The sequence below is a fragment of the Streptosporangium sp. NPDC049248 genome (assembly GCF_040678965.1).
GTDB classification, from domain to species: domain Bacteria; phylum Actinomycetota; class Actinomycetes; order Streptosporangiales; family Streptosporangiaceae; genus Streptosporangium; species Streptosporangium fukuiense.
In genome coordinates this window covers 481,333-505,705 of sequence record NZ_JBFAQY010000004.1, presented here as the reverse complement: position 1 = coordinate 505,705, position 24,373 = coordinate 481,333, and the positions used below count along the sequence as shown (strand labels likewise).

The window sequence follows — 24,373 nt, the reverse complement described above, 5'->3', positions numbered from 1 at the left end:
CCCCGCGGCCACCGAGGGAGGCGTCGTGAGGTTCGGGGTCCCGCTGGGGCTGATCCATCCGGACGCGTGGCGGGACGTCGCGGTCGCCGCCGACGAACTGGGGTTCGAGTCGGTCTGGCTGCCCGAGCACCTGGTGTTCACCACCGACCTGTCGCTGGCCGTCTATCCGGGAACCGACAGGCCTGGCATCTCCCCGGCCACCCCGCTCTTCGACGCCCCCGCCTACCTGTGCTGGCTGGCCGGGCTGACCTCGCGGATACGGCTCGGCACCGCCGTGCACCTCTACGCGCTGCGGCATCCCTTCGCCGCCGCCCGCGCCTTCGCCACCCTGGACAGGGTCTCGGGAGGGCGGGCGATCTGCGGGGTCGGCGCCGGTTGGTACGAGGGGGAGTGGCTGGCGGCCGGGGTGGACTTCGCGACCCGGGGCCCGCGCCTGGACGAGGCGATCGAGGTGACCCGGCGGCTCTGGTCCGAGCCGGTCGTCGCGCACTCGGGACGCTTCTACCACTTCCCCGAGGTCGCGTTCGAGCCCAAACCGGTCCAGGAGCGGCTGCCGATCCTCGCCGGGGGCGAGTCGGGCGCGGCCCTGCGGCGGGCCGCCCGGCTCTGCGACGGCTGGATCAGCATGCCGCACTCCCTGGAGACGATCCGCCCGCAGCTCGACAGGCTCGCCGCGCTCCGCGACGACCGCCCCTTCTCGGTCACCGCGCACGCCTACGAGCTCGGCGGTCCCGCCGAGATCCCGCGCTGGGAGAGGCTCGGCGTGGACCGCATGATCGTCCGCCCCTGGCGACGTAGCCGCGACGCCGTGGCCGCGCTGGCCGCCTTCGCCGCCGACCATCTCTAGACCCATCGGGTCCCTAGGCCGGCACCCCTGTCCTGCGGCGGCGTCCCCGGTAGCCGCTGTGCACCAGGACGTCGCCTGGTTCGGCGGGTGAGGTGAGGGGGCCGGCCAGGGTGGCGGTCCCGCCCTGGCCGCTCCGGGCGCTCCGGACCACGGGGAGAGAGGCGGAGACGGTGGCCGTTCTCGGGCCGGTGGCCAGGTGCGCGGGCATGGTGGAGCGGGCGGGACGGGCGGAGTGGGCCGGGGTGGCCGGGATGGTGGTGGTGATCACGGAGTCGGCCCGGCGGTGGCGGCGGCCCCGCAGCGGGGCGTCCTGCACGAAGGTGGACGACTCCACCACGGGACGCTCGTGCAACCGACGCCTGCCCCGGTAGGGCGCGCTGGAACGGCCGGCGGCGCCGGTCCGGGCGGGGGTAGCGGTCCGCCCTGGGGCGCGGCGGCGGCCCGGAGCCCTGCGGGACGGGGTGACCGGCGCGGTGCGCTCGGCGGCAGGCGCGAGCCGTACCCTCGACTGCTTGGCCCTGGCGTGCGCGATGATCGCCGCCGCGGCGAGCAGCACCGGCGCGAGCACGGCGGGGCTGCCGAGCTCCGGGGGATGCACGGTGAGGTCACGGACGGTGGCGGTCGGCGAGACGGCGAGCGCGCTGGTGTCGGCGGTGGCGGGCTTGGCGTGCTTGCCCGGCGAGGTACGGGGCCGGGCCTGACCGGGCGTTCCGGCGGCCGCCCGGTCACCGTCCGAGGTGTTCGCGGTGCCGCTCTGCCGCGACGCGGCGGCCCCGTCGCCGTTCCCCGATATGGTCCTGCCGTCGTTTCCCGAGGCGGTCTCGCCGCGGCTCCCCGAGGTGGACTCCCGGCCGTTTCCGGCGGTCGGCCCGGTGGCGTGCCCGGGGGTCTGCCCGGTCTTGCCGGGGCCCGCGGACGCCGGGGTCTTTCTCGCGGGGACGGGGACGGGGGCGGGGACCAGGTCGAGCAGGTCGGGCCCCGGATCGATCGCCACCAGGTTTCCCCCGCCGCCGCCCCCACCCCCGCCGCTCGCGGTGGCGGCGGCGGGATCGAGAACCGTCTGCTTCTCGGTGGCCTCCCGGTCCAGCCGGGCCTTGATCTTCTCCGGGTACCCGTAGCCGACGACCTTGCCGGTGTCGCGCTCCTTGCGCTTGGCGATCCCCCCGTCGATGTTGCCCTCGATCGTGTGGATCCTGTTCCCCTCGACCCGGGTGACGATCCCCACGTGGTCGATGCCGTCGATCCTCTTCGAACCGCTCCAGTCGAAGAAGACGATGGCTCCGGGCTTGGGAGTGGTGCCCCAGGCGTCCTGCTGGCGGAACCACCGGGCGTGGTAGACGGTGTAGGCGAACTGGCCGATCCACTCCTCGTAGCCCAGCTCGGCGGCCGCCCAGGAGAGGTACATGTCGCACCAGGGGGCGGCGGTGTAGTCGGCGTCGAACTCGACGGTCCTGCCGTACCAGTCGCCGAACTTGGTGTAGCCGCCGCTCTTCTCGGAGTATCCGAGCTGGCTCTCCAGCAGCTTGATGAACTTCTGCATCTCAGGGGTCATATGAGGTTTCAGGGGGACCCCCGGCGGCCATGCGGGCATGGTCGCTCCGCCTTGCGACCTGGCTGCCGGGAGACGGGGTCGAGCGACGGCGTGTTCACGCGAGCCTCCCGGGGGCGGGCGAGACGCGTGCGGCGGCACCACTGGCCGGTTGTCTTCCGTGACGAGGGAGGTTACCCGGCCTCAAGGATAGGTCACGACAGTCTAAAGCGCGCGCAAAGTCACTCGACGTCGTATACCTAGACAAAAGGCGACGTCAGGGGGCTTTCATGCGATCTTTCGCGGGTAAACCGTCTGGCGAAAAGATCTACGGGGCGTCCGCAACCGGCGCCGGGAGCGCCTGTCTCCGTGCGGATCGGCCCCGTTGACCATCCTCCCTGCCGAGGGCCGACCTCTTTACCATCGGCGAAATGGGTATGGATATGGGTATTTATCCCGATATGACGGGATCGGCGCTGAGGGATGCTCGTCACATCGAAGGCTCAACTGCAACCAATGAAGGATCAAAGGTACGAGCCATGTGTCAGCATCAACCGCGATGTCCTCTCGCAAGCGCCCCCGATCACGAAGCCGCGTCCCTCGTGGCCTTCCACCCCGAGCAGGGGTGGGGTCTGCTCTGCAACGGCGTCGTGGTCTTCGATGACACCGGGGCGCTCCTGCCGGACGGGCGGAGCACCCCCGTCCACGACATGCCCGCTCACCGCGTTCCGATGAGGCAGGCGGCATGAGTCCGGTCCGCGTTCCCACCGACCAGGGACCGGGGACGCCACTCCAGCAGGTCACCCAGCCGTGGCCGGTCGCCTTCGGTGACGACCACGTGTGCGGGCCGCACCCGGTCGAGGTGGCGCCCATGGCCCCCCTCCCCGAGGGGCCGGACGCGAAGGAGACGTCGTTCTCCTTCACGCCCGAGTCGTCGTCCGTGCCCCGGGCCCGCCGGATGACCCGCGCCTGCCTGGCGGACTGGGGCCTGCGGGAGGAGCACAGCACGGTCGCCGAGCTGCTCGTCAGCGAGCTGGTCACCAACGCGCTGCACCACTCGCGGGGGACCATCAGGCTCGCCCTCTCCTTCGAGGACGGCCTGCTGCGCTGCGAGGTCGAGGACGCGGACACGGACCCCTCCCCGATCCGGGTGTACCAGGCGCGCGAGGACGACGAGCGGGGCCGCGGGCTGTACCTGATCGACCTGCTCTCCTGCTGCTGGGGTAGCGACCGCACCTGTGACGGCAAGGCCGTCTGGTTCGAGCTCCCCGCGCACGCCGCCGCCGAGCGCTGACCGCGGGCCCGCCGTACGCGCCGGTCGCCCCCGCCGGGAGCCGAACCCACGTACCACCTCCGAAGAGCGGAGGCCGAGTCCCCCGACTCGCCCTCCGCCCTCCGCCGGAGCCGACGAGATCGCCGCACTCGTCGGCTCCGGCGTCCCCCTCCGCCCGTCAGGTGCCGGGAGGGTGGCTTCCGTCCGTGTCGCGGTTGCGCTCGCCGATCCAGACGGCGATCTGGGCCCGGGAGTGGAAGCCCAGTTTGGTCATGATGTGTTCGATGTGCCCCTCCGCGGTGCGCTGGGCGATCGTCAACGAGGCCGCGATCTCCTTGTTGCTCAGTCCCCGGGCGACGAGCTGGGCGATCTCGGTCTCCCTGCGGGTCAGCGGGGACGGCGACGGCGACGGCTCGGCCCTGCCGGGATGCCTGCCGGGGCGGGTGCCCTCGTCCAGGGCGAAGGCCAGCGCCTCGTCGCAGGGCAGCTTCGCGCCCCGCCTGACGGTCGTGTCGAAGGCCGCCTTCCCGAGGGCCTCACGCGTACGTGCCTCGCACTCGTCGTGGTAGTGCATGAGGTGTCCGAACCCGGACATCGGTGCCCCGACCGCCTGCCAGATCGGCTCCAGGATCCCCAGCAGTACGGCCGCCCGCCGGTGGTCTCCCTCCGCGGCGGCGATCCAGGCCAGCACCTCCAGGTTGACGCCGATGCCCAGCAGATCGTCGAGCGAGCGGTTGAACCTCAGGCTCTCCTTCTCCAGCTCGATCGCGCGCCGGGCGTCGCCCCGGGACCAGACCCCGATGCCGAGCGCCATCATCGCGTAGGCCCGGTGCCAGCCCTCCCCGTGGGCTTCGCAGAGCGCGAGGCACTCCTCGCCCGCGGAGACGGAACTCTCCCAGTCGCCCAGGAAGGAGTGGGCGAGGCAGAGCCGGATGAGCGTCAGGGCCAGGCCCGTCGGGTCGTCGTCGGCCCGGTGACGCGCCGCCGCCTCCCGGTAGAGCTCGATCGCGGCTCCGATGTCCCCCCGGAACATGGCGATCATCCCCGAGTAGAGCGCGACATAGCCCAGGATCGGCTCGTGTCCGGGCCGGTCTCCCAGCGCCCGGGCCTCCTCCAGCATCGCCGCGGCGGCGGTGACGTCGGCCTGGATGATGGCCAGCCAGCTGTCGGACCACAGCGCGCGGCCCCGGATCTCGTCGGGCCCGGTGACGGCCGGCAGGCTCCGGTCCAGCCAGTGGCGTCCCTCGCTGAGATAGTGGCTCGTGATCCAGTGGTAGAGCAGGTCGGTGGCCATGCCCAGGGCGGTGTGGATCCCCTCGGGGTCGGTGAAGCAGTACTCCAGCGCGGTGCGCAGGTTGGCGTGTTCGAGATTCAACCTGCCGAACCAGGCCACCTGGAACGGGCCGAACCGCTGCGCGTACGCCTCCGCGGACAGCCGCCGGTAGTGGTCGCGGTGCAGCCGCCGGAGCGCGGTCTCCTGTCCCAGGTCCACGAGCCGCTCCCGGCCGTACTGCCGGATCGTCTCCAGCAGCCGGTAGCGGGTCACCGAGGGGGTGGCGGGGGAATCCTCCTTGATCAGGACGGACTTGCCCACCAGCCCGATCACCAGGTCGATCACCTCCTCGCGATCGATGCCGTCCCCCGAGCAGACCGCCTCGGCCGCCTCGAGGTCCAGGCCGTCGGCGAACACCGAGACGCGCGCCCACAGCAGCTGCTCCTTCTCCGTGCAGAGGGCGTAGCTCCAGTCGATCAGCGCGCGCAGTGTCTGCTGGCGGGGCAGCGTGGTGGGCGAACCACCGGTGAGCAGCCGGAACCGGTCGTCCAGCCTGGCCAGCAACTCCTCGGGAGAGAGCGCGCGCAACCGCGCGGCCGCCAGCTCGATCGCCAGCGGGATGCCGTCCAGCCTGCGGCAGATCTGCTCCACGGCGGGCCGGTTGGCCTCGGTGACCGTGAAATCCGGTAGGACGGCGCAGGCCCGCTCGGTGAACAGCCGTACCGCCTCGGACTGCGTGGCGGGCTCGGCGGGCAGCCTCGGACGGTCGGAGTCGGGTGCCGGCGGCGGCAACGGCAGCGTCGGCACGGCCAGTGTCTGCTCGGCGGCGATGCCCAGCGCCTGCCGGCTGGTGGTGAGGATCCGCAGGGCGGGGGCCGAGCGCACCAGGATCTCCACCAGCACGGCGCAGTCCCGCAGGAGGTGCTCGCAGTTGTCGAGGATCAGCAGCGCGTGCTTCTTCCTGAGGTGCTCGACGACCACCTCCACCGGAGGGCGGGTCGAGGTGTCCCTGATCGCCAGGGCCTCGCCCACCGATGTGCCGAGCAGTTCGGGGTCCTTCAGCCCGGCGAGCTCGACCAGCCACACCCCGTCGGGAAAGGCCCGCTGGACGTCGGCCGCGACGCGCAGGGCCAGCCGGGTCTTGCCTACGCCGCCGGGGCCGGTGAGGGTCACCACGCGGGCTCTGGACAGCAGGCGCTTGACCTCGGCCACCTCATGCCGACGTCCTACGAAACTGGTCACCTCGGGTGGCAGCCCCGGTGTCCGCCACCGTTTCGGGGTGGCCGGTGCCACCTCATCCATCAGCGCCTCACGCCGGCCTCGGCAGGTGAACCGTCACAGGTTCGGGTCCGACCGGCACCATCCACACTATGCGCAGGGGGGTTCGCCCCCGTACGCGCCGTGACCGTGACCGGATGGGCGCCGGTGGATCAGTAGCCCGCGCCGGTCAGCAGGCCGCCGTCCACCGTGAACTCGCTGCCGGTGCAGTAGCTCGCCCGGTCGGAGGAGAGAAAGGCCACCACGTGGGACACCTCGACAGGCTTGGCGAAACGCTTGATGACCATGGACTTCATGAACGCCTCCGCGTCCACCTTGGCGATGATCTCCGGATCCAGCACCATGGAGGTGTTGATCGCGCCGGGGTGCACGGAGTTCACCCGGATCTTGAACTGGGCGAGTTCGCGGGCCGCGGCCTTGGTCACCCCGCGTACGCCGAACTTGGAGGCGGAGTAGGCGGACATGCCCTCGGCGCCGATGAAGCCCTCGACCGAGGAGATGTTCACGATCGAGCCCCGGCCGGCGGCCCTCATCGGCTCGATGACGGACTTGACGCCGAGCCAGGTGCCCTTGAGGTTGACGTCGAGGACGCGCTCGAACTCCTCCAGCGCCATATCCTCGATCCGACGAAATTTCAGGATTCCGGCGTTGTTGACCAGGACATCGAGCTTGCCGTAGGTGTCGACGGCGGCGCCGACCGCGCGCTCCCAGTCCTCGGGCCTGGTCACGTCCTGGTGGACGAAGAGCGCCCCGGTCTCCTCCGCGAGCGCCTTGCCCTCCTCGTCGAGCACGTCGCCGAAGACGACCCGCGCCCCCTCCTGCAGGAACAGCCGTACATGGGACTCGCCCATGCCCCTGGCGCCACCGGTGACCAGCGCGACCTTGCCGTCCAGAAGACCCATGTCAAGCTCCTCGGATGAAACGTGCGGCGGCGGCGACGGCCACGGCGGCCGCCTCCATCGAGCGGTAGACGGGGATTCCCGCACCGGCGGCGATCGCGCGGACCTCGTCCTCGACCCCGGGCGGCGCGCACTCGCCGTTCCTGGTGACCAGGGTGATCCTGGTTCCCGGCAGGTCCCGCTGCGCCCGGGCGAGGTTGTGCGCGTACGCGTAGAGCGGGTCGGCGGAGGTTCCGAAGGTGAAGAAGCTCTGCACGTTCACGTGCGCCACGACGTCGGGGTACGGCCGGCGCGCCACGATCGCCCCGATGACCTCCCTGACCAGTTCCGGCCGGCCTCGCGGACCCACCGGGACCTCCAGCGGATTGGCCGGAGAGGTACCGGCGGCCCCCGCGCCCAGGGCCTTCAGCACCTCCCGCGTCTCGTCGGGCAGCGCCGCCAGCGCCAGCCCCGCCGCGTCGAGGACGTCCGCCGCCAGCACGCTCGCTCCGCCGCTCGGGCCGATCACCAGTACGGCGGGAAGGCCGTCCCCGTCGCGGCCCGTCCGCGGCCCCCGCGCGGCCCCCGGAAGGGGGGGCCCCGCGACGGGGGGGATGATCCTGGAGGCGTGGGACTGGAAGAAGGACAGGGCGCCGATCAGGTCGTCCTGGCTGCCGACCAGGACGGCGCCGGTCTGGTCGGCCAGGGCCCGCCAGACGCGGCCGTCACCGACCATGCCGCCGGTGTGCGAGGCGGCCGCCCTGCGCCCCTGGCCGCTCCGGCCGCCCACCAGCAGGACGACCGGGAGCCGTCCGCGTACGGCCATCAGGGCCTCGAAGAGGGCGTGGCCGTCCCGGGGGTCCTCCAGGTACATGCCGACGACCGAGGTGTGCTCGTCACCGCCGAGCCAGCCGAGCAACTCGGCGGGGGTCACGTCGGCGGAGTTGCCGACCGTGGCCACGCGGCTGAACGCCAGCCCGCGCCGCTCGCCCACCCTGACCACCTCTCCGGCCAGGCCGCCGCTCTGCGAGATCAGCGCCACGTGACCCGGAGGCCCCGGCTCGCCGCCGATGAAGGTCTGCCCGCCGCGCGGGCTGTAGACGCCCATGCAGTTCGGCCCGAGCAGCCGGGCCCCCGCCTCCCGTGCCGCCCTGACCAGGTCGGTCTCCAGCCCGGCGGCTCCGGCCTCGCCGAACCCGCCGCTCATCACCTGGACGAACGAGACGCCCTTCGCCTGGCGTACGACCTCCGCGCAGCGGTCGGCCGGTACGGCGACCAGCGCGTAGTCGGCGTCCGCCTCCGCGAGGGACGGCACCGTGGGCACACCGTTGATCTCGTCCGCCTCCGGGTGCACCGCGACCAGCGGCACGCCGGTGGCCTTGTAGAACTCCAGGAACATGTTCCCGAAGTTCGGCCTGCTCGCGGACGCGCCCACCACGGCCACCGCCCTGGGCTCGAACAGCGCGGTGAAGTCCTGCCCGGACCCGTCCCGTCCCGGGGTTCCCGGCCCCGGCCCGGTGGGCTCCGCCGTGCCGGGAAGGTAGCGCGCGTCCACCGCGACCACGCCCTCCTCGGTGGCGATCACCGGGTTGAGTTCGAACTCGCCGAGATCCAGCCGTTCCCACAGCCCTTCGGACCCGCCGATCGCGAGCAGCAGCCCGACCAGGGCCTCCGAGTCCACGGCGGGCCGGCCGCGGTGGCCGTGCAGCAGCGGCGCGCCGCGCAGCGAGGCGAGCATCCGCCGGGCGTCGGCCTCGGAGGCGGGGCAGAGGCAGAGCGCGGTGTCGCGCATGACCTCGGTCCACACGCCACCGAGCCCGGCGAGCAGGACGGAGCCGAACCCCGGGTCGCGCACCACGCCGATGATCAGTTCGACCCCCGGCGGAGCCTGCTCCTCCACCAGGAACCCGTCGGGGGCGATGCCCTGGGAGAGGAGTCCGGCCAGCATCTCGGCGGCGGCGGACTCCGCCTCGGCCGGTCCGGACAGCCCCAGCCGTACCGCCCCCGCGTCCGACTTGTGCACCAGACCGGGGCCGTGGGCCTTGAGCACCAGGGGAGGGGTCAGCCCGCGGGCCGCCGCGGCGACCTCGGCGGGGGAGGTGGCCGTGGCGCCTCGGGGCACCGCCACCCCCCACTCCCGCAGCAGGGCCTTGACCTCGTGCTCCGCGAAGTGCGCGGGGGCGGGCTCCCGCGATGTCCCGGAGGGGCCGCCGACGGGTGCGGTCACGCCTCGTCCATCCGGCTCTGGTACCTCTCCCGGATCTCCCGCCTCAGCAGCTTGCCGGGTCCGCCGGAGGCGTCCTGGAAGTGCGGGAGTTCGGCGGCGACGACGACGTGGTCGGGGCGCTGGTGCGCGGGCAGTGTCTCGGCCAGGGCGAGGGCGATCTTGGCCGGGTCGGCCGGGTGGCCCGCCCTGGCCACCACGGCGAGCAGGACCCGCTGCTCGACCGCCTCCTGCCCCTCGGCCTGGGCGGGCACGCCGACCGCCCCGGCCTCCGCCACGCCGTCCAGCGCGACCGCGGCCTCCTCGATCACCGAGGGCTGGGACCAGACGCCGCCCTTGAACACGGACTCCTCGCGGCGGCCGAGCACCGTGAGGTTTCCGTCCTCCGACAGGACGCCCAGGTCGCCGCCGACGTACCACTCGCCGCGCAGCACCTCGGCGGTCTTCTCCGGCAGGCCGTCGTACCCGGTCATCCGGTGCGGCCCGGCGAGGTTGATCTCACCGACCTCGCCGGCCGGCCGGGCGCCCGAGGGGCCGGTGATCCGCACGGCGTTGCCGGTCCGCGCCCTGCCCGAGGAGCCGAGCGGCGTGCTGCCGTCGTCGACCCGGCCGAAGCAGGTGTAGGGGGCCTCCGTCTGACCGTAGTAGCAGTAGACGCCGGCGTCGGGCAGCCGCTCCTTCATCCTGGCCAGCAGCGCCGCGGGGAGCGGCTCGCCGCCCAGCATGATGACCCGCAGGGACGACAGATCGGCGCCCGCGTGGTCGTCGGAGCCCAGCAGCGCCGCGTAGAAGGAGGGGATCTGCGAGACGTGGGTGACCTTCTCCCGGGGGACCACCCTCAGGAAGTTCGCCGGTCCCCAGTCCTGTTCGAGCACCAGCCGCATGCCCGCGTAGAGCGCCGGGCCGACGAGGGCGGGGAAGCCGATGCCCCAGATGATCGCCCCGGTGCCGAGCACCGAGTCCTCGGTGCGCGGCACGTCGAGCCAGATCTGCGCGGTGGCCAGCGACGAGGCGTGCGTGTGGACCACCGCCTTGGGCAGGCCCGTCGTCCCGGAGGTGTAGTAGAGCGCCAGCGGATCGTCCCAGCGGCCGCCGAGGGCGGGCTCGTCCTCGGCGGCGTCCGAGGTGAGCGCGTCCAGGTCCACGGCGTTCTCGCCGGGGCCGCCGACCCTGATCCAGCGGGTGATCTCCGGCAGCCGGGGGCGGATCTCCGCGACGGCTGCCTCCACCGTGGAGTCGTACACGAACGCGGTGGCGCCGGAGTGCGCGACGACCGCGGCCAGGGTGTCGGCGGGCCAGTACGGGTTGAGCGCCGCGGTGACGGCGCCGAGCTTCGCCGCGGCCAGGTAGACCTCGGCCACGTGCAGGGTCTCGTTGAGCAGCGCGGCCACCCGCTGCCCGGGGGCGACTCCGGCCTCCGCCAGCGCGTGGGCGCGCCTGTTGACGAGCCGGTCGAGTTCCGCGTAGGTGAAGCTCTGCTCACCGCAGTAGGTCAGCGCGACCCGGTCGGGGGTGCGCATGGCGTTGGCGGTGAGAATGGCGTGGGCGTAGTTGCCGTACGGGGTGCCTGCCGGGGTCGGGCGCGCCATCTCTGGCCTCCGTTCGGAGCGGGGGATCAGTGTGAGGAGTAGAGGACGAAGACGTTTCCTGACGGGTCGCGCAGTACGGCTCTGATCTCGTGCGGCCCGGCCTCCGGCTCCCGTACGAGCTCGGCTCCGGCCCCCGTCAGCTCGCCGGCGGTCCGTGCGACGTCGTCCACCCGGTACGAGGGCGCGGTGACCTCGCCCGCCACCCGCTCCTCGGCCGCGACCAGCGCGACCGTGGCGCCCCCGCCGTCCAGGGCGGCGAACCGGTCGCCGTCGCGGAACCTGACCGCCAGCCCGAGCGTCCCCGAGTAGAAGGCGATCGCCGTCTCCAGGTCGTCCACGGGGATCAGGACGTTGCCGAGCTTGCTCACGCGGGCCTCCACTGGGGCAGGTCGTCGACGAAGGTCACGCGCACCGGCATGCCGATCCGCACCAGGTCCGGCGGGCACTCCACGACCTGCCCGAACGCCCGTACCCCTTCGGGAAGGTCGATCCAGGCCAGCACGTACGGCTCCCGCCCCCGGAACTCGGGCACGAACGAGCGGTGCACGACCGTGAAGGTGTGCACCGTGCCGTCGCCGGAGACGGGTTCGTAGGGAAGGTCGGTGCCGCCGCAGCCGGGGCACTCGGGGGCGGGCAGGTGCACCCGCCGGGCGCAGGCGGCGCAGCGTTGGACGACCAGCTCGCCGCGACGGCAGGCGTCCCAGTAGGCGAGCGTGTCGCCGGTCATCGATCCGGTCATCGATCGCCAAGCTAGCGCACGCTTGGTTACCTCACAAGATGCCGTCCACGCCGGTTCGCCCGGGGCCGGGCCCGTCCACGGTGGGCCGCTCGGAGTCCTGCGGTCTCTCCGGGGCAGGGTCCGGGGTCGCGCTGGAGGTGGGAGCGCAGGAGGGCAGATCGATCCGGACGGTCCGGGAGGGCATGTCGCCCGCGGGGACCGTACTGACCGTCACCAGCCGGGTGACGCGCTCCCCGCAGCGGGGCAGCTCGGCGAACTCCCCCCGCACCTCCCGCGTGTACTCGGTGGCGCCGGACAGCTCCAGCTCCCGGGTGCCGCCGGTCACCGCGCCGTCGAGCCGCTGGGCGAACCCGAGCCGCACGGTCACCGGCGCGGTGCCCGAGGTCCTGACCAGGAAGCCGACGGTGGTGCCGTCGAAGGCGGTGATGGAGACCGAGGGCGGCGGACACGGCTCGCCGTGGACCTCCTGGGTGCGGACGGCGGTCCCGCCCGAGGAGCGGGGCGAGGTTTCGGCCGTGACCCGGCGGTAGAGGGTCTGCCCGCAGGCCGGAACCGTGAAGGCGTGCGGGACGGTGTGCGAGTAGGCCGCGGACCCGGCGAGGACGGAGGTGCGCGGGGGCGCCTGGACGAGCCGGTCGCGCTCCGGCCCCTCGGCGAACGTGACGGTCACCGCGACGCCCGCCGCGGTGGAGGCGCGGAAGGCGACCGTGGTGCCGTTCGCGTCGATTCCCACGATCCGCAGCCCGCTGACCGTGTGCGCGGGCTCCGGCGGCGTCACCGTCACGGTCGGCGCGGGTGTCGGGGGGCGCGTGGCGGTGGGCGTCGGCGGCCTCGGCGTGGGGGTCGGTGTGGCTTTCGGCGTGGCCTTCGGTGTGGGCTTCGGGGTGGGCTTCGGCCGGGAGGTGGAGGACGCGGGGTCCACGGTCCGGCTCGGCATCGGCGAGGGGAACGTGACGGGGGCCGTGTTCTCCGCGGGGGGCACGGGCCGCCCGACGGCGGCGCTTCGCGAGGGGCTCGGCCCGACGGACGGCTCCGGCGGCTCCGGCGCCCTGCTCCGTCCCGCCGGGGTCTCCTCGGTGACCACCGAACCGGGCGGCGGGGTGAAGATCGTGTCGGCGGAGAGCCGGTCATGCGGCCGGTTGGCCGCGACCACACCGGCGGCCATCGCCACGGTGACCACCCCGAGCCCGGCCAGCGTCCTGGGGCCCAGCCGGGGACGGCGCACCCGCCCCATCCGGCCGAGCACGGTCTGGGCCACCGAGGAACTCGCCCCCGGCGCGGGCTTGGCCAGCGGGAACGCCAGTGCCAGCAGCGTGGCGAGCTCGGCCAGGTGCCGCCGCCCGCGCTGCTCCCACTCCGGCCCGTACGCCGACAGCGCCGCGGTCTCCAGCTCCTCCAGGAACGCCCGCGCACTCTGCGGCCGGTCGTCCGGGTTCTTGGCCATGCCCCGCATGACCAGGGCGCGGACCGAGCCGGGCACCTCCGTCACCGGGATCGGCGCGGTCAGGTGCCCGTGCATCAGCGCCGCGCGGTGATCCGCCAGGTACGGCCTGCGCCCGGTGAGGCACTCGAAGAAGACGCAGGTGGCCGCGTAGACGTCGGTCGCGGCACTCGCCGCGGCTCCCTCCCACTGCTCGGGAGCCATGTAGGCGGGGGTGCCGGCGGTGATGCCGGTCTCCCCGACATGGGCGGCGATGCCGAAGTCCGCCAGCTTGCTGCCGCCGTCGGCCTGGACCAGCACGTTCTCCGGCTTGTAGTCGCGGTGCACGACCCCGGCCGCGTGCGCGAAGGCCAGGCCGAGCAGCGAGCCCTTGAGCACGGTCAGCGCCGCCTCCGGGCTGGTGCTGCCGTGCTCGGCCAGGATCCGCCTGAGCGCGACCCCGTCGACCAGCTCCATCACGATCGCGGCTTCGAGCACGTCCTCGTAGTACTCGTACAGCTGGACCACGTTCGGGTCCTGCAGCTCCACCATGACGCGCGCCTCCGCACGGAAGCGCGCCAGGAAGCGGTGGTCGTCCTTGAGCGTCGCGTTGAGATATTTGATGGCCACGTAGGCACCGGTGGCGGCGTACGTGGCCAGCACCACGCGCCCGCCCCCGCCGACGCCGAGTTCCCGAATCTCGCGGTATCCCGGAACCATCCAGCTCCCTTCCGAGTGCCGTCGACTTGTTCGACGGTCTCACCCATGGGGTTGGTTGTCACGGTTGGTCAACTTTTGCGAAGGGTAACGATCGGGATCGTGCTCGGTGGTCGATCCGGTCGCGTGTTAGGCTCCGATCGTTAACCAAGCAAGCGCTCGGGTTAGTGGAGGTCGCATGGCCGTCGATCTGGGCGCGCTCGCCGCGCCGGACCGCAGCGCGGTGCTGGTGATGGAGATGCAGCGCGGCGTCGCCGGAGATCTCGCGAGGTTCCCGGACCTGGTGGAGGTGTGCGCCCGGCGCGACGTGGTGGCCAACGCCGCCGCGGTCCTGGCCGCGGCCCGTGCGGCCGGGGTGCCGGTGATCCACTGCACCGCGGCCTTCCGCGCCGACCGCGCCGGGTCGCACACCGCGAACAGCCCCTTCATCGCGGCCCTGCTCAAGGACCCCGCGCACATGCTGGAGGGCAGCGGGGCGGTCGAGGTGCTGCCCGGCCTGCGCGACCCCGGCGACCTGGAGTCGCGCCGCCACCACGGCTTCTCGCCCTTCACCGGGACGTCGCTGGACATGACCCTGCGCTCGCTCGGCGTCTCGACGGTCGTCGCCGTGGGGTTCTCCCTCAACCTCGGCATCCCCGGGCTCGCCCTGGAGGCGGTCAACCTCGGCTACCGGGTGGCGGTGGTGACCGACGCCGTGGCGGGAGTCCCCGACGACTACGCGCAGGCGGTGCTGAGGCACACCGTGAGCCTGCTCGCCGCGCGGGTGCGGGCCGCCGACATCGTGGAGGTCTGGAAGTGATCGACGGCCTGAGGCTGGACGGACGCACGGCGGTGGTGACCGGGGGAGCCGGGGCGATCGGCGCCGCGGTCTGCCGCGACCTCGCCGCGCTCGGGGCCGGGGTCGTGGTGGCCGACGTGGACGAGTCCGGCGCCGCGGCGGTCGCCGACGAGCTGAACAGCGAGTCGATCGGCCTGGGCCCCGGGGCCGGGGTGCCGAGGGGGCCGAGGGCCCCGGCCACGGCCCTGCGGGTCGACCTGGCGGACCCGGCGTCCATCGAGGACTTCTGCGGGCGGGCCGGGCCGGTGGACATCCTGGTCAACAACGCCGGGGTGTCGATCGTCGAGCCGTTCGTCACCGGCGACCCCGAAGGCTGGGAGCTGATGTGGCGGGTCAACCTGCGCGCCCCGATGCTGCTCACCCGCCTCCTGCTGCCCGGGATGATCGAGCGCGGCTGGGGCCGCCTGGTCTTCGTCTCCTCGGACGGGGCGCGGGCCGGCTCCGGCGGCGAGGGCGCGTACGCCGCGACCAAGGCGGGACTGTTCGGCCTGGCCAAGACCCTGGCGAGGGAGGCGGCCCGGGGGAACGTCACCTCCAACGTGGTCTGCCCGGGGCCCACCGACACCCCGATGCTCCGCCGGGTGGACGCGGAGAGGCCGGGACTGGTCGACAGGATCGCCAGGGGCATCCCGCTGCGCCGTCTGGGCGCCCCCGAGGACGTCGCCGGGATGGTCGCCTACCTCTGCACCGACAGGGCCGGCTACGTCACGGGCCAGACCCTGTCGGTCAGCGGCGGCGTCACGATGCATTGACACCCCGGACGAGGGGCCGACGGCGGCACCCGGGAACCGGTCCCGCCGACCGGCGGGAGCGTCGCGACACGGCCCTCCCGCCGGGGGCGCCGCCGGAGTCCTCCCCGGAGGCGTCCCCGCGGGGTTCAGCGCGTGGGGCGTCCCTGGGGGAGCGACTCGTAGACGGCCTCGGCCAGGCGGTAGGCGCGGAGGCTGCCGGAGACGGCGCCCGCCATCCTGTTCATCGTGTACGCCATGCCCAGGCCGTGCTCGGCGTCGCCGAGGCCCAGCGACCCGCCGAGACCGGTGTGGCCGAAGGCGGTCTCCGCGCCGCCGGCGGGGGTGAGGAAGGTCATCGCCGGACGCATGTAGCCCAGCCCGAAGGAACTGTCGATGAACATCACCCTGTCCGGGCCGTGCACCCTCCTGCGCGTCGCGTCGCGCAGGGTCTCCGGGCCCACGATCCGCCCGGCCACCAGGTCGCGGTAGAACCCGGCCAGTCCCCGGGCGCTGGTGACGGCGCCCATCGCGGGCCAGCCGGCCCGCAGGACGACCGGATTGTTGGCGCCGCCGGGCAGCCGGTGGATCGGCGGGTTGCCCAGCGCCCGGTTCATCAGGCTGTTCCTGTCGAGCGAGGCCCTGGCCATCTCGTAGACCGGGTCCCCGGGTCCGTGTCCCGGCAACTCCGCCGCCGTGGAGACCGTCGCGGGACCGCCTGCCGCGCCGTCACCGGCCCGCCCGTCCGCCGCGGCCCGCGCGGTGCCGGTGACCTGTCCGGCCTGATCCGCCGCGCCCGCCGGCGCGGATTCGGCGGATGCCGGGGCGGAGGGCCTCGCGCGCTCCCGGGCGGACAGCCGTGCCGCCCGCTCGACCGCGTCGTCACCGGCGCCAACCTGGAGCTCCAGATCGAGCGGCCCGGAGATCTCCGCGGCCACCAGCTCGCCCACGGAGCCGCCCGACACCCTGCGGACCACCTCGCCGACCAGGAACCCGTACGTCAGCGCGTGGTAGCCGTGCGCGGTGCCCGGCTCCCAGATCGGCGCCTGGCCGGCCAGCCGGTCGGCGATGGCGGCCTGGTCGCCGAACTCCTCCACCGGGACCTGCTCCTCGATCACGGGCAGCCCCGCCTGGTGGGTGAGCAGGTGCTCGACGGTGACGCGATCCTTGCCGTGCCGCGCGAACTCCGGCCAGACGTCCGCGACCGGGGCGGCGACGTCGAGCAGCCCGCGCTCGGCCAGCAGCAGCGCGACCGTCGCGGTCACCGCCTTGGTGCACGAGTACGCCAGCACGGGGGTGTCACGCTCCCAGGGCCGCCCGCTGTGGCGGTCGGCGATCCCGCCCCACAGGTCCACGACGGGTTCGCCGTCCAGGAAGACCGCGAACGCCGCGCCCAGTTCCTCGCCGCCGGCGAAGTGCGCGTCGAACACCTCCCGCACCCGGGAGAACCGGGGATCGCAGTGCCCGTACGTGTCCGCCCGACCCTCGATCACACCGTCCGCAGTCATCGTCCGTCCCCGCATCTTTAGAAAGTGAGCACTTGCTTGGTAGCCGAGCCTAACAACTGGGGCCGATTCGGCCCAGGAGACCAGCGTGGCACCCTCAACCTACTGACCCCCGGCACGGTCCTGGCCGCCCTCGCCTCCGCCGTCACCGGCCAGGTGATCAGCCTGGCCATGCCCATCAGGGGCGCCACCTCCTCGCCCGCCCCCACGACGGTCCCGCACCTGCGGGGCCGCCCGCTGCCGCAGCACTTCATGTCCGTGGACGGCGGCGACTACGCGGCCGGCACCCGCCCGATCGGGGCCGGGCTGCGGATGGCCGACGACGCCCTGATGGTCACCCAGCACGGCACCACGACCCATATGGACGCGCTCTGCCACATGTGGGCGGGGGAGGAGCTCTACAACGGGCACCCCGCCGCCAGGGTCAGGTCCTACGGGGCCACCCGCTGCGGCATCGAGACCGCGGGCGGGGTCGTCGCCCGGGGGGTGCTCTTCGACGTCCCCCGCCATCTCGGCCTCGACCACCTGCCGGTGGACTTCCGCGTCTCCGGCGACCTGCTGGCGGAGATCCACGACGATGTGCGCCCCGGCGACGTGGCGGTGGTCCGCACCGGATGGCCGCTGGTCTGGGAGGGCTCACCACAGGACTACTGGGCGGGCCAGCCGGGCCTGTCCGCGGACGGCGGCAGGTGGCTCGCCGCCCGCGACGTCGCCGTGGTCGCCTCGGACAACGCCGCCATCGGGGGCCTCAACGCCCGCCAGCTCGCCGACGAGGACCTGGCGGACGATCTGCACCTGATCCTGCTCTGGCGGCACGGCATCCACTTGGCCGAGATGCTCTCGCTGGAGGAACTGGGCGCGGCCTGCGCCGGCCGCGGCGGCGGGGAGTTCGTCTTCGTCGCGGCCCCGCTGAGGATCGAGGGGGGCACGGGAAGCCCGATCAACCCGCTGGCGATCCTCTGAGGGGGCCGTTTCCCGGGCACCGGGACATTTGTCGTCGAGCATTCCGTACCGATGGATCTGCCCGGTCCGGCCGGCCCTTGACAGCGTGGAGGGCATGACAGGAAAACTGACGGCCGCCCTGGTGGCGGCGGTCCTGCTCTCGGCGTGCGGGGGCGCACCGAGGGCGGGGACGCCGGAGAAGGACGGCGGGAACGGCGGGAACAACGGCGGGAACAACGGCGGGAACACGGTGCGGACCGATGCCGGAGCCGTGCGGGGTACGGTGACCGCCGAACACCGGATCTTCCAGGGCATCCCCTACGCGGCCCCGCCGGTCGGCGAACTGAGGTGGAGTTCTCCCCGGCCGGTCGCCCCCTGGCCGGGAACCAGGGACGCCACCCGGCCGGGCGGCAGGTGCCCCCAGGTCGGGAGCGACTACGCGAAGGTCGCCGGCTCCGACGAGGACTGCCTGTTCCTCAACGTGACGGCGCCGCGCACCCCGGCCCCCTCGGGCGAGGGCAGGCCGGTCATGGTGTGGATCCACGGGGACGGGGCCCTGGGCTCGGGAGACCTCACCGACGTGCGGGCCATGGTCACCAGGGGGGACGTGGTGGTCGTCACGATCAACTACCGGCTCGGGGTGTTCGGCGGGTTCGGCTACCCGGGGCTCGCGGGTTCCGGCACCTACGGGCTGCAGGACCAGCAGGCGGCCCTGCGCTGGGTACGCCGCAACGCCGCCGCGTTCGGCGGGGATCCGGGGAACGTGACGGTGTTCGGCGTCTCGTGGGGCGCGCTGAGCATCGGCGGGCACCTGACCTCGCCGGGGGCCGAAGGGCTGTTCGACCGGGCCGTCCTGCAGAGCGGCGAGGGGATGATGGACATGCTCGCCGGGAGCATGGGCGAGGGCGTGCCCGGCTACCCGGCCTTTGCCTGGCGCACCGCCGGAGAGGTCGAGGAGATGGGCGGGTACGTGGCCCCGATGCTCGGCTGCGAGGACCTCCGGTGTCTGCGCGCCCTGCCGGTGGAGCGGATCCTCAAGGTCCCGCAGATCATGAACATGTTCCAGAGCTACGCGTACGGGAACGAGACGCTGCCCCGGTTGCCGTCCGCGGAACTGCGGGCGGGTCGCGGGCACCCGGTCCCGGTGATCTCCGGGGCGACCCGCGATGAGCATCGGCTCTTCGTCGGCATGCGGTACGACCTGGCGGGCAGGCCGATCACCGCCAGGGGTTACGGCAGGTTGCTGCGCACCGCCTTCGGCGCGGACGCGGCGCGGGTGGCCGCGGAGTACCCGCCCGCCGGGTACGGCTCGCCGTCGCTGGCCTGGGCCGCCGTGATCACCGACAGGATGTGGGCTCGCGCGACCTTCGAGCAGAACAGGCTGCTCAGCCGGAAGGCCCCCCTCTACGCCTACCGGTTCGCCGACCGGCGGGCCCCGATGTTCCTGCCGCTGAGGACGGACTTCCCCTTCGGCGCCTTTCACGCGGCTGACCTGCCGTACCTGTTCGCCGAGCGGAACGTCACACTGACCCCGGCGCAGCGGAGGCTGTCCGACCAGATGATCGCCTACTGGACCAACTTCGCCCGCACCGGCGATCCCAACGGCGCGGGACTGCCCCGCTGGGAGCGTTTCGACGGCGCCGCGCGCGTCCCGTACACCCAGTCACTGGAGCCGGGCGCGGTGTGGCCCGTCGACTACGCCGCCGACCACAACCTCGCCTTCTGGCCGTCACCGTCCTGACCGTCACCGTCCTGACCGGATCAGGCCGGGAGGGCGGCGGGCGGAGCGGTGCCTTCGAGACGGTTCCACGGGTCTGTGCCGGACGTGGCGATTCCCCGTGCGACCTGGGAAACTCTCCTCGCGTCCGGCGCGGGTGCGGCGCGCCCCCGCCGGGCAGGAGTGTGCTCGGTGGGCATTGTCCGCGAGTGGCTAGAGTAGTAGTTGTACTAACATTTGAAATTACTTCCCCGGGGAGAAGCATGAGCCGTCCACAGCGGGGGACCCTCCGTGATGTGCGGAAGGGCAACCGGTCCGTGGTCCTGTGGACGTTGTATTTCGCCAACGAGCTGAGCAGGCACGACCTGGCCCAGGCCACCGGTCTCAGCGCCGCGACGGTCAGCAACGTGATCGGCGGCCTCATCGCGGACGGCATCGTGGTCGAGGCCGGTTCCGTCGACTCCGACGGCGGGCGGCCGCGGATCATGCTCAGGGTCGACCCCTCGTACGGGTACGTGGTCGGGGTGGGGGTCGGGGAGACCCGCGTCCGCGTCGAGCTGTACGACCTGGCGATGCGGGAGCGGGCGAGGAAGGAGTTCGCCCTCGACCCGAGCCACCACGAGCCCGCCGTGGTGGCCCGTCACATCCTCGACGGGCTGGAGGCGGTCCTGTCGGAGGCGGGGGCGGACGAGTCCGAGGTGCTCGGCATGGGGCTGGGCGTCCCGGGTGTCGCCGAGCAGGGGCCGGACCTGCTCATCCACGCCCGCGCGTTCGGCTGGGACGGCGTACCGCTGGGCGCGCTGCTGCGCGAGGGCACCTCGATCCCGGTCTTCGCCGACAACGGGGTCAAGACCACCGGCCAGGCCGAGCTCTGGTTCGGGGCGGGCAAGGGCGCCCAGCACCTGGTCATGACCTTCATCGGCACCGGCGCCGGGGCGAGCGTCATCAACGGCGGCGTCACCTACCGGGGAACGGCGAACGGCGCGGGGGAGTGGGGCCATACGAAGATCGTCCTCGATGGGCGCCCCTGCCGCTGCGGCAGCCAGGGCTGCCTGGAGGCGTACGTCGGCGCCGAGGCGATCCTCGCCGGCGCGGGCAGGGAACTGGGGGACGACGACGAGGAGAGCGTCTTCGCCGCGCTTCTCGCCGACCCGCTGGCCAGGCCCGCGTTCGAGGAGGCCGTCCGCTGTCTCGGGGCGGGGCTGGCCGACCTCATCAACCTGTTCAATCCCGAGCGCGTCATCCTCGGCGGCTGGGCCGGGTCCCTGCTCGGGCGGGAGTTCCTCACCGAGATCCGTGCCGCCGCCGCCAGGTACGCCCTGCCCCTGCCCTTCTCGCAGGCGTCGATCGAGCTGGGCCGGCTCGGCCCCGAGGCGGTCGCCCTGGGCGCGGCCACCCTGGTCGTCGAGGACTTCCTGCTGCGCAGCCACACGGTGCGCCCCGCGGGGCGGGACGAGACCCCGGCTCGGGCGGCCGGGCCCGCGCACGGCTGACCGGTCTCCGCGCCGGGTGCCGCGACCGTCGACCACGCCCGGTACTTTTCCGGCGGCGATCACCGGTCCGCGGACCTGCGGCACCCACCGAGTACGAGCCCACCCGGGGCCCGACGCGGTGTCCCCGGGTTCCCCGGGCCTCTCCCGGGGACGGAGACGCGGGGAACGTCGCCTCAGATCCCGTTCCTGCCGATGACACCGCTGTACCACAGGGCGCTGTCCTTGGGGATGCGGCGTTGGGTGTCGTAGTCGACGCGGACCAGCCCGAACCGCTTCTCGTAGCCGTACGCCCACTCGAAGTTGTCCATCAGCGACCAGGCCAGGTAACCGCGCAGATCGGCTCCCTCGCCGATCGCCCGGTGGGCGGCGAGCAGATGGGTGCGCAGGTAGTCGACGCGCTCGGCGTCGGCCACCCGGCCGTCCTCGGCGGAGTCGTGGTAGGCCGCCCCGTTCTCGGTGATCATCAGCGGGGTGGCGGGATAGTCCCGCGCCAGCCGCACGAGGAGCCTGCGCAGGCCGTCGGCCTCGACGGGCCAGCCCATGGCGGTCACCGGCAGGCCGGGGTCGAGGTGTTCGACGCCTTCGGTGCCGGGGAAGCGGTCCGAGGAGGGCGTGCCCACCTTCGCCGCGACGAGGGTCGGCGCGTAGTAGTTGACTCCCAGCAGGTCGATCGGGGCGCCGATCAGCTCCTCGTCGCCGTCGGCGATGTGCTCCAGAGTGGTGAAGCGGGCCATGTGCTCCAGCATGTCGGCGGGGTAGCGGCCGTTGAGGATCGGGTCGAGGAAGATCCGGTTGTGCAGGCCGTCGACGAGCCCGGCCGCCGCGACGTCGTGCCGGTCCTGCGGGTCGCGGGGGGACACCGGGGTGAGGTTGACCGTGATCGAGATCTCCCGGGCTCCCGCCGCGCGCAGGGCGCGGGCCGCCAGACCGTGGCCGAGCAGCAGGTGGTGCGCCGCACGGAAGGCCGCGTCCGGCTCGGTCCTGCCGGGCGCCTGATCGCCGGTGGCGTACCCGAGGAAGGCCGAGCACCACGGCTCGTTGAGCGTGGTCCAGGTCCTGACCCGGTCTCCGAGCCGGTCGTACACCGCTCCGGTGTACTCGGCGAAGTGGTGGGCGGTCTCCCGCACGGTCCAGCCACCCCGGTCCTCCAGGCACTGTGGCAGGTCCCAGTGGTACAGGGTGACCATGGGCGCGATGCCGGCGGCCAGCAGGGTGTCCGTCAGCCGGTCGTAGAAGTCCAGGCCGAGGGGATTGACCGGCCCCGTGCCGTCGGGCCTGATCCGGGGCCAGGAGACGGAGAAGCGGTAGGTGTCGATGCCGAGGTCCCGCATGAGGGCCACGTCGTCGGCGTAGCGGTGGTAGTGGTCGCAGGCGATGTCGCCGGTCTGCCCGAGGTGCACCCGGCCGGGGGTCCTGGCGAAGGTGTCCCAGATGGAGGGGGTGCGGCCGTCCTCCGCGGCGGCGCCCTCGATCTGGTAGGCCGCGGTGGCGACCCCCCAGCGGAAACCGGGGGGGAACAGGGCCAGGCCGGTGCCGGTCCGGTCGTCGATCTGGGTCATCCTTTGACTGCTCCTTGCGTGGTCACGCGGATGGGGCGCCTGTCGGGCGGCGTCGGGTCGACGATCGACGGCAGGGGTGCCGTTCCACCCTCCCGCGCTCTTCGGGCGCCCGAGGGGAGTGGTGGCCGCTCAACTTTGAATCTTAATTCATAATGAAATTTAAGTGGAAAAGCTCCGTCCGCGTCAAGACGGAGTCGCCGAGTCGTGCCGGAACGGCCGACGAGAGCCGGCTCCGGGGAGCCGGCTCTCGTCGCGGACCGCGCGGGACCGTCAGGTGCCGGGGTAGCCGCCCCCGCCGTGGGCGGCGTCGAGGGCGTCGTAGTCGGGGGTGAAGCCTTTCTTGGGAATGGCCGCCACGAAGTCCACCTGCCGTGGCTTCTTGTACGAGGCGAGGCCGCCCCGCACATGCTCGACGAGTTCCTCGGCGGAGGCGTCGGCCCCGTCCCGGAGGACCACGACGGCCTTCACCGCCTGCCGCCACCGCTCGTCGGGGACACCGATGACCGCGGCGTCGGCGACGGCGGGATGGGTTTTCAGCACCCGCTCGACCTCGGCCGGGTAGATGTTCTCGTTGCCGGACTTGATCATGCGGAGCCGGGGGCCGATGAAGGTGATCGTGCCGTCGGCCTCGCGGCGGCCGAGGTCGCCGGTGTGGTGCCAGCCCCCGCGGCTCTTCGCCTCATTGAGCTCAGGTCTGTTGAAATATCCGGAAAAAAGGGACTTGCCGCGGGCGCAGATCTCGCCCACCTCTCCCGCGGGCACCTCGTCGCCGTCAGGGGCGAGGATGCGCACCTGGACCAGCGGTGACGGCCGTCCGGCGAACCCCGAGGCACCCGGGGCGAGACCCAGGAAGGTCAGCATCCCTGCCACCTCCGTCTGCCCGTAGCCGCCCATCTTCGACCGGCACCAGGGGGAGTCGTCCACGCTCGTCATGGCGTCCCACTCGGCCGAGTGGGAGACGAAGCGGAGCGACGTCAGGTCGTACTTGCCGCCCTCGTTGGCCTTCACCACCGCGTCGATCATCTGCCCGAACAGGAACGCCTGGGTGACCTTCTCCGCGTCGACGAGGCGGCAGACCTCCTCGGCGTCGAAAGCCGGCGTGAACACGTTCGTCCCGCCGATCTGGAGTGTGGCCAGGCAGAACATCATCGTGCCCACGTGGAACAGCGGGCCGCTGTTCAGGAAGGTGAAGCCCGGCTCCATCTGCCGCACCACCAGCAGCGAGGTGCTGTGCGCGACCAGGGCGGCGCTGCTGAGCAGCGCCGCGTTGGGGCGGCCGTCGAAGGCGGCGGTGTAGAGCGCGAGCACCGGCGCAGTGTCGTCGGCGTCGTCGGCGTCGTCGGCGTCGTCGGCGTCGTCGGCGCCGTCGGCGAACCCGTCCGGCACGGCGTCCGGGGACCCGCCGGCCAGGAACGCCTCGTAGCCCGCCCCCGCGAGGATCCAGTCCTCGCCGCTCAGCGGGGCGGCGACCTCGGACTCCTCCCAGACGACGACCTTCGGAGCGAGGTCGGAAAGGACGAAGGAGAGCTCTTCGGCCGACTGCCGCCAGTTGGCCGGGCAGAGGATCGCGCCGAGCCTGGACGAGGCGAGCAGCAGTTCGAGCACCGCGTGGTCGTTCCTGCCCAGCCAGAGCACCCGCTCCCCGGCCGTCACGCCCCGCGCGGCCAGCGCGCCCGCCAGGCGGGTGACCCGCGCGTCCAGTTCGGGATAGGTGAGCCGCAGCTCGCCGTCCACCACCGCGGTCACCCCGGGGCGGCTGCGGGCGTGTTCGGCGAGGACGTCGGACAGGGTCAACTGGTGGATCATCGCGCCTCCTGGTGGGGGT

At 73.0% G+C, this 24,373-nt stretch carries 19 protein-coding genes; 8 read left to right on the top strand and 11 right to left on the bottom strand.

Translation table 11 applies throughout. The features are described 5' to 3' along the window. Window positions 1-25 precede the first annotated feature (25 nt). Entirely contained in the window at window positions 26-847 is an 822-nt protein-coding gene (locus AB0K21_RS11515) for a TIGR03619 family F420-dependent LLM class oxidoreductase (protein ID WP_343966470.1), read from the top strand. Window positions 848-860: 13 nt separating this feature from the next. Here the strand turns inward: AB0K21_RS11515 and AB0K21_RS11510 are convergent, their stop codons facing one another. Continuing rightward, window positions 861-2,387, bottom strand: coding sequence for a CHAP domain-containing protein (locus AB0K21_RS11510; protein ID WP_364149372.1), 1,527 nt, complete (start codon window positions 2,385-2,387; stop codon window positions 861-863). A gap of 527 nt (window positions 2,388-2,914) precedes the next feature. On the opposite strand from AB0K21_RS11510, the gene AB0K21_RS11505 reads away from it, so the two are divergent. Further along, a complete protein-coding gene (locus tag AB0K21_RS11505) occupies window positions 2,915-3,124 on the top strand; it encodes a DUF5999 family protein (RefSeq protein WP_343966462.1) in 210 nt (69 codons plus the stop codon). Beyond that, window positions 3,121-3,669, top strand: a complete 549-nt coding sequence (locus tag AB0K21_RS11500) for an ATP-binding protein (RefSeq protein WP_343966460.1) — start codon at window positions 3,121-3,123, stop codon at window positions 3,667-3,669. The genes AB0K21_RS11505 and AB0K21_RS11500 overlap by 4 nt, the downstream gene beginning before the upstream one ends. Before the next feature lie 157 nt (window positions 3,670-3,826). Here AB0K21_RS11500 and AB0K21_RS11495 read toward each other — a convergent pair whose 3' ends face one another. The 7 genes from AB0K21_RS11495 to AB0K21_RS11465 form a co-directional block, all read right to left on the bottom strand. Further along, on the bottom strand, window positions 3,827-6,223 hold the full coding sequence (locus AB0K21_RS11495; RefSeq protein ID WP_364149369.1) for a LuxR C-terminal-related transcriptional regulator: 2,397 nt from the start codon (window positions 6,221-6,223) through the stop codon (window positions 3,827-3,829). A 128-nt stretch (window positions 6,224-6,351) separates the two neighbouring features. Next, the gene (locus tag AB0K21_RS11490; protein ID WP_343966456.1) at window positions 6,352-7,101 is read right to left on the bottom strand and encodes a glucose 1-dehydrogenase; all 750 of its coding nucleotides are present in this window, start codon (window positions 7,099-7,101) and stop codon (window positions 6,352-6,354) included. A 1-nt stretch (window position 7,102) separates the two neighbouring features. Next, window positions 7,103-9,304: an acetate--CoA ligase family protein gene (locus AB0K21_RS11485; protein WP_364149367.1), complete on the bottom strand. Its 2,202-nt coding sequence runs from the start codon at window positions 9,302-9,304 to the stop codon at window positions 7,103-7,105. After that, entirely contained in the window at window positions 9,301-10,890 is a 1,590-nt protein-coding gene (locus AB0K21_RS11480; protein ID WP_364149365.1) for a class I adenylate-forming enzyme family protein, read from the bottom strand. The genes AB0K21_RS11485 and AB0K21_RS11480 overlap by 4 nt, the downstream gene beginning before the upstream one ends. Window positions 10,891-10,916: 26 nt before the next feature. Continuing rightward, on the bottom strand, window positions 10,917-11,258 hold the full coding sequence (locus tag AB0K21_RS11475) for a VOC family protein (protein ID WP_343966449.1): 342 nt from the start codon (window positions 11,256-11,258) through the stop codon (window positions 10,917-10,919). Further along, the gene (locus AB0K21_RS11470) at window positions 11,255-11,629 is read right to left on the bottom strand and encodes a Zn-ribbon domain-containing OB-fold protein (protein WP_030904339.1); all 375 of its coding nucleotides are present in this window, start codon (window positions 11,627-11,629) and stop codon (window positions 11,255-11,257) included. Before AB0K21_RS11470 ends, AB0K21_RS11475 begins: the two co-directional genes overlap by 4 nt. A gap of 31 nt (window positions 11,630-11,660) precedes the next feature. Further along, window positions 11,661-13,769: a serine/threonine-protein kinase gene (locus AB0K21_RS11465; protein ID WP_364149362.1), complete on the bottom strand. Its 2,109-nt coding sequence runs from the start codon at window positions 13,767-13,769 to the stop codon at window positions 11,661-11,663. 175 nt (window positions 13,770-13,944) lie between these two features. Here AB0K21_RS11465 and AB0K21_RS11460 point away from each other — a divergent pair, with 175 nt between their 5' ends. Next, window positions 13,945-14,565, top strand: coding sequence for an isochorismatase family protein (locus AB0K21_RS11460; RefSeq protein WP_343966442.1), 621 nt, complete (start codon window positions 13,945-13,947; stop codon window positions 14,563-14,565). Next, entirely contained in the window at window positions 14,565-15,356 is a 792-nt protein-coding gene (locus AB0K21_RS11455; protein ID WP_364149422.1) for an SDR family NAD(P)-dependent oxidoreductase, read from the top strand. Before AB0K21_RS11460 ends, AB0K21_RS11455 begins: the two co-directional genes overlap by 1 nt. A 125-nt stretch (window positions 15,357-15,481) precedes the next feature. Here the strand turns inward: AB0K21_RS11455 and AB0K21_RS11450 are convergent, their stop codons facing one another. Then, a complete protein-coding gene (locus AB0K21_RS11450) occupies window positions 15,482-16,840 on the bottom strand; it encodes a serine hydrolase domain-containing protein (RefSeq protein WP_364149360.1) in 1,359 nt (452 codons plus the stop codon). 36 nt (window positions 16,841-16,876) lie between these two features. On the opposite strand from AB0K21_RS11450, the gene AB0K21_RS11445 reads away from it, so the two are divergent. From AB0K21_RS11445 to AB0K21_RS11435, 3 genes are all read left to right on the top strand, one after another. Then, window positions 16,877-17,800: a cyclase family protein gene (locus AB0K21_RS11445; protein WP_343980426.1), complete on the top strand. Its 924-nt coding sequence runs from the start codon at window positions 16,877-16,879 to the stop codon at window positions 17,798-17,800. A gap of 94 nt (window positions 17,801-17,894) precedes the next feature. Beyond that, on the top strand, window positions 17,895-19,520 hold the full coding sequence (locus AB0K21_RS11440) for a carboxylesterase family protein (RefSeq protein WP_364149358.1): 1,626 nt from the start codon (window positions 17,895-17,897) through the stop codon (window positions 19,518-19,520). 239 nt (window positions 19,521-19,759) lie between these two features. Continuing rightward, on the top strand, window positions 19,760-20,989 hold the full coding sequence (locus tag AB0K21_RS11435) for an ROK family transcriptional regulator (protein ID WP_364149356.1): 1,230 nt from the start codon (window positions 19,760-19,762) through the stop codon (window positions 20,987-20,989). Window positions 20,990-21,162: 173 nt separating this feature from the next. On the opposite strand, the gene AB0K21_RS11430 is transcribed toward AB0K21_RS11435, so the two are convergent. Beyond that, window positions 21,163-22,548, bottom strand: a complete 1,386-nt coding sequence (locus AB0K21_RS11430; protein ID WP_364149354.1) for a GH1 family beta-glucosidase — start codon at window positions 22,546-22,548, stop codon at window positions 21,163-21,165. 270 nt (window positions 22,549-22,818) lie between these two features. Then, entirely contained in the window at window positions 22,819-24,354 is a 1,536-nt protein-coding gene (locus AB0K21_RS11425) for an AMP-binding protein (protein ID WP_364149352.1), read from the bottom strand. Window positions 24,355-24,373: the final 19 nt, after the last annotated feature.

What these genes read in the sequence shown, in the direction of transcription:
- AB0K21_RS11490 (WP_343966456.1), bottom strand. Translation starts at nt 7,101, where the DNA reads ATGGGTCTTCTGGACGGCAAGGTCGCGCTGGTCACCGGTGGCGCCAGG.
- AB0K21_RS11505 (WP_343966462.1), top strand. Translation starts at nt 2,915, where the DNA reads ATGTGTCAGCATCAACCGCGATGTCCTCTCGCAAGCGCCCCCGATCAC.
- AB0K21_RS11500 (WP_343966460.1), top strand. Translation starts at nt 3,121, where the DNA reads ATGAGTCCGGTCCGCGTTCCCACCGACCAGGGACCGGGGACGCCACTC.
- AB0K21_RS11430 (WP_364149354.1), bottom strand. Translation starts at nt 22,548, where the DNA reads ATGACCCAGATCGACGACCGGACCGGCACCGGCCTGGCCCTGTTCCCC.
- AB0K21_RS11510 (WP_364149372.1), bottom strand. Translation starts at nt 2,387, where the DNA reads ATGCAGAAGTTCATCAAGCTGCTGGAGAGCCAGCTCGGATACTCCGAG.
- AB0K21_RS11440 (WP_364149358.1), top strand. Translation starts at nt 17,895, where the DNA reads ATGACAGGAAAACTGACGGCCGCCCTGGTGGCGGCGGTCCTGCTCTCG.
- AB0K21_RS11450 (WP_364149360.1), bottom strand. Translation starts at nt 16,840, where the DNA reads ATGACTGCGGACGGTGTGATCGAGGGTCGGGCGGACACGTACGGGCAC.
- AB0K21_RS11480 (WP_364149365.1), bottom strand. Translation starts at nt 10,890, where the DNA reads ATGGCGCGCCCGACCCCGGCAGGCACCCCGTACGGCAACTACGCCCAC.
- AB0K21_RS11465 (WP_364149362.1), bottom strand. Translation starts at nt 13,769, where the DNA reads ATGGTTCCGGGATACCGCGAGATTCGGGAACTCGGCGTCGGCGGGGGC.
- AB0K21_RS11425 (WP_364149352.1), bottom strand. Translation starts at nt 24,354, where the DNA reads ATGATCCACCAGTTGACCCTGTCCGACGTCCTCGCCGAACACGCCCGC.
- AB0K21_RS11435 (WP_364149356.1), top strand. Translation starts at nt 19,760, where the DNA reads ATGAGCCGTCCACAGCGGGGGACCCTCCGTGATGTGCGGAAGGGCAAC.
- AB0K21_RS11460 (WP_343966442.1), top strand. Translation starts at nt 13,945, where the DNA reads ATGGCCGTCGATCTGGGCGCGCTCGCCGCGCCGGACCGCAGCGCGGTG.
- AB0K21_RS11495 (WP_364149369.1), bottom strand. Translation starts at nt 6,223, where the DNA reads ATGGATGAGGTGGCACCGGCCACCCCGAAACGGTGGCGGACACCGGGG.
- AB0K21_RS11470 (WP_030904339.1), bottom strand. Translation starts at nt 11,629, where the DNA reads ATGACCGGATCGATGACCGGCGACACGCTCGCCTACTGGGACGCCTGC.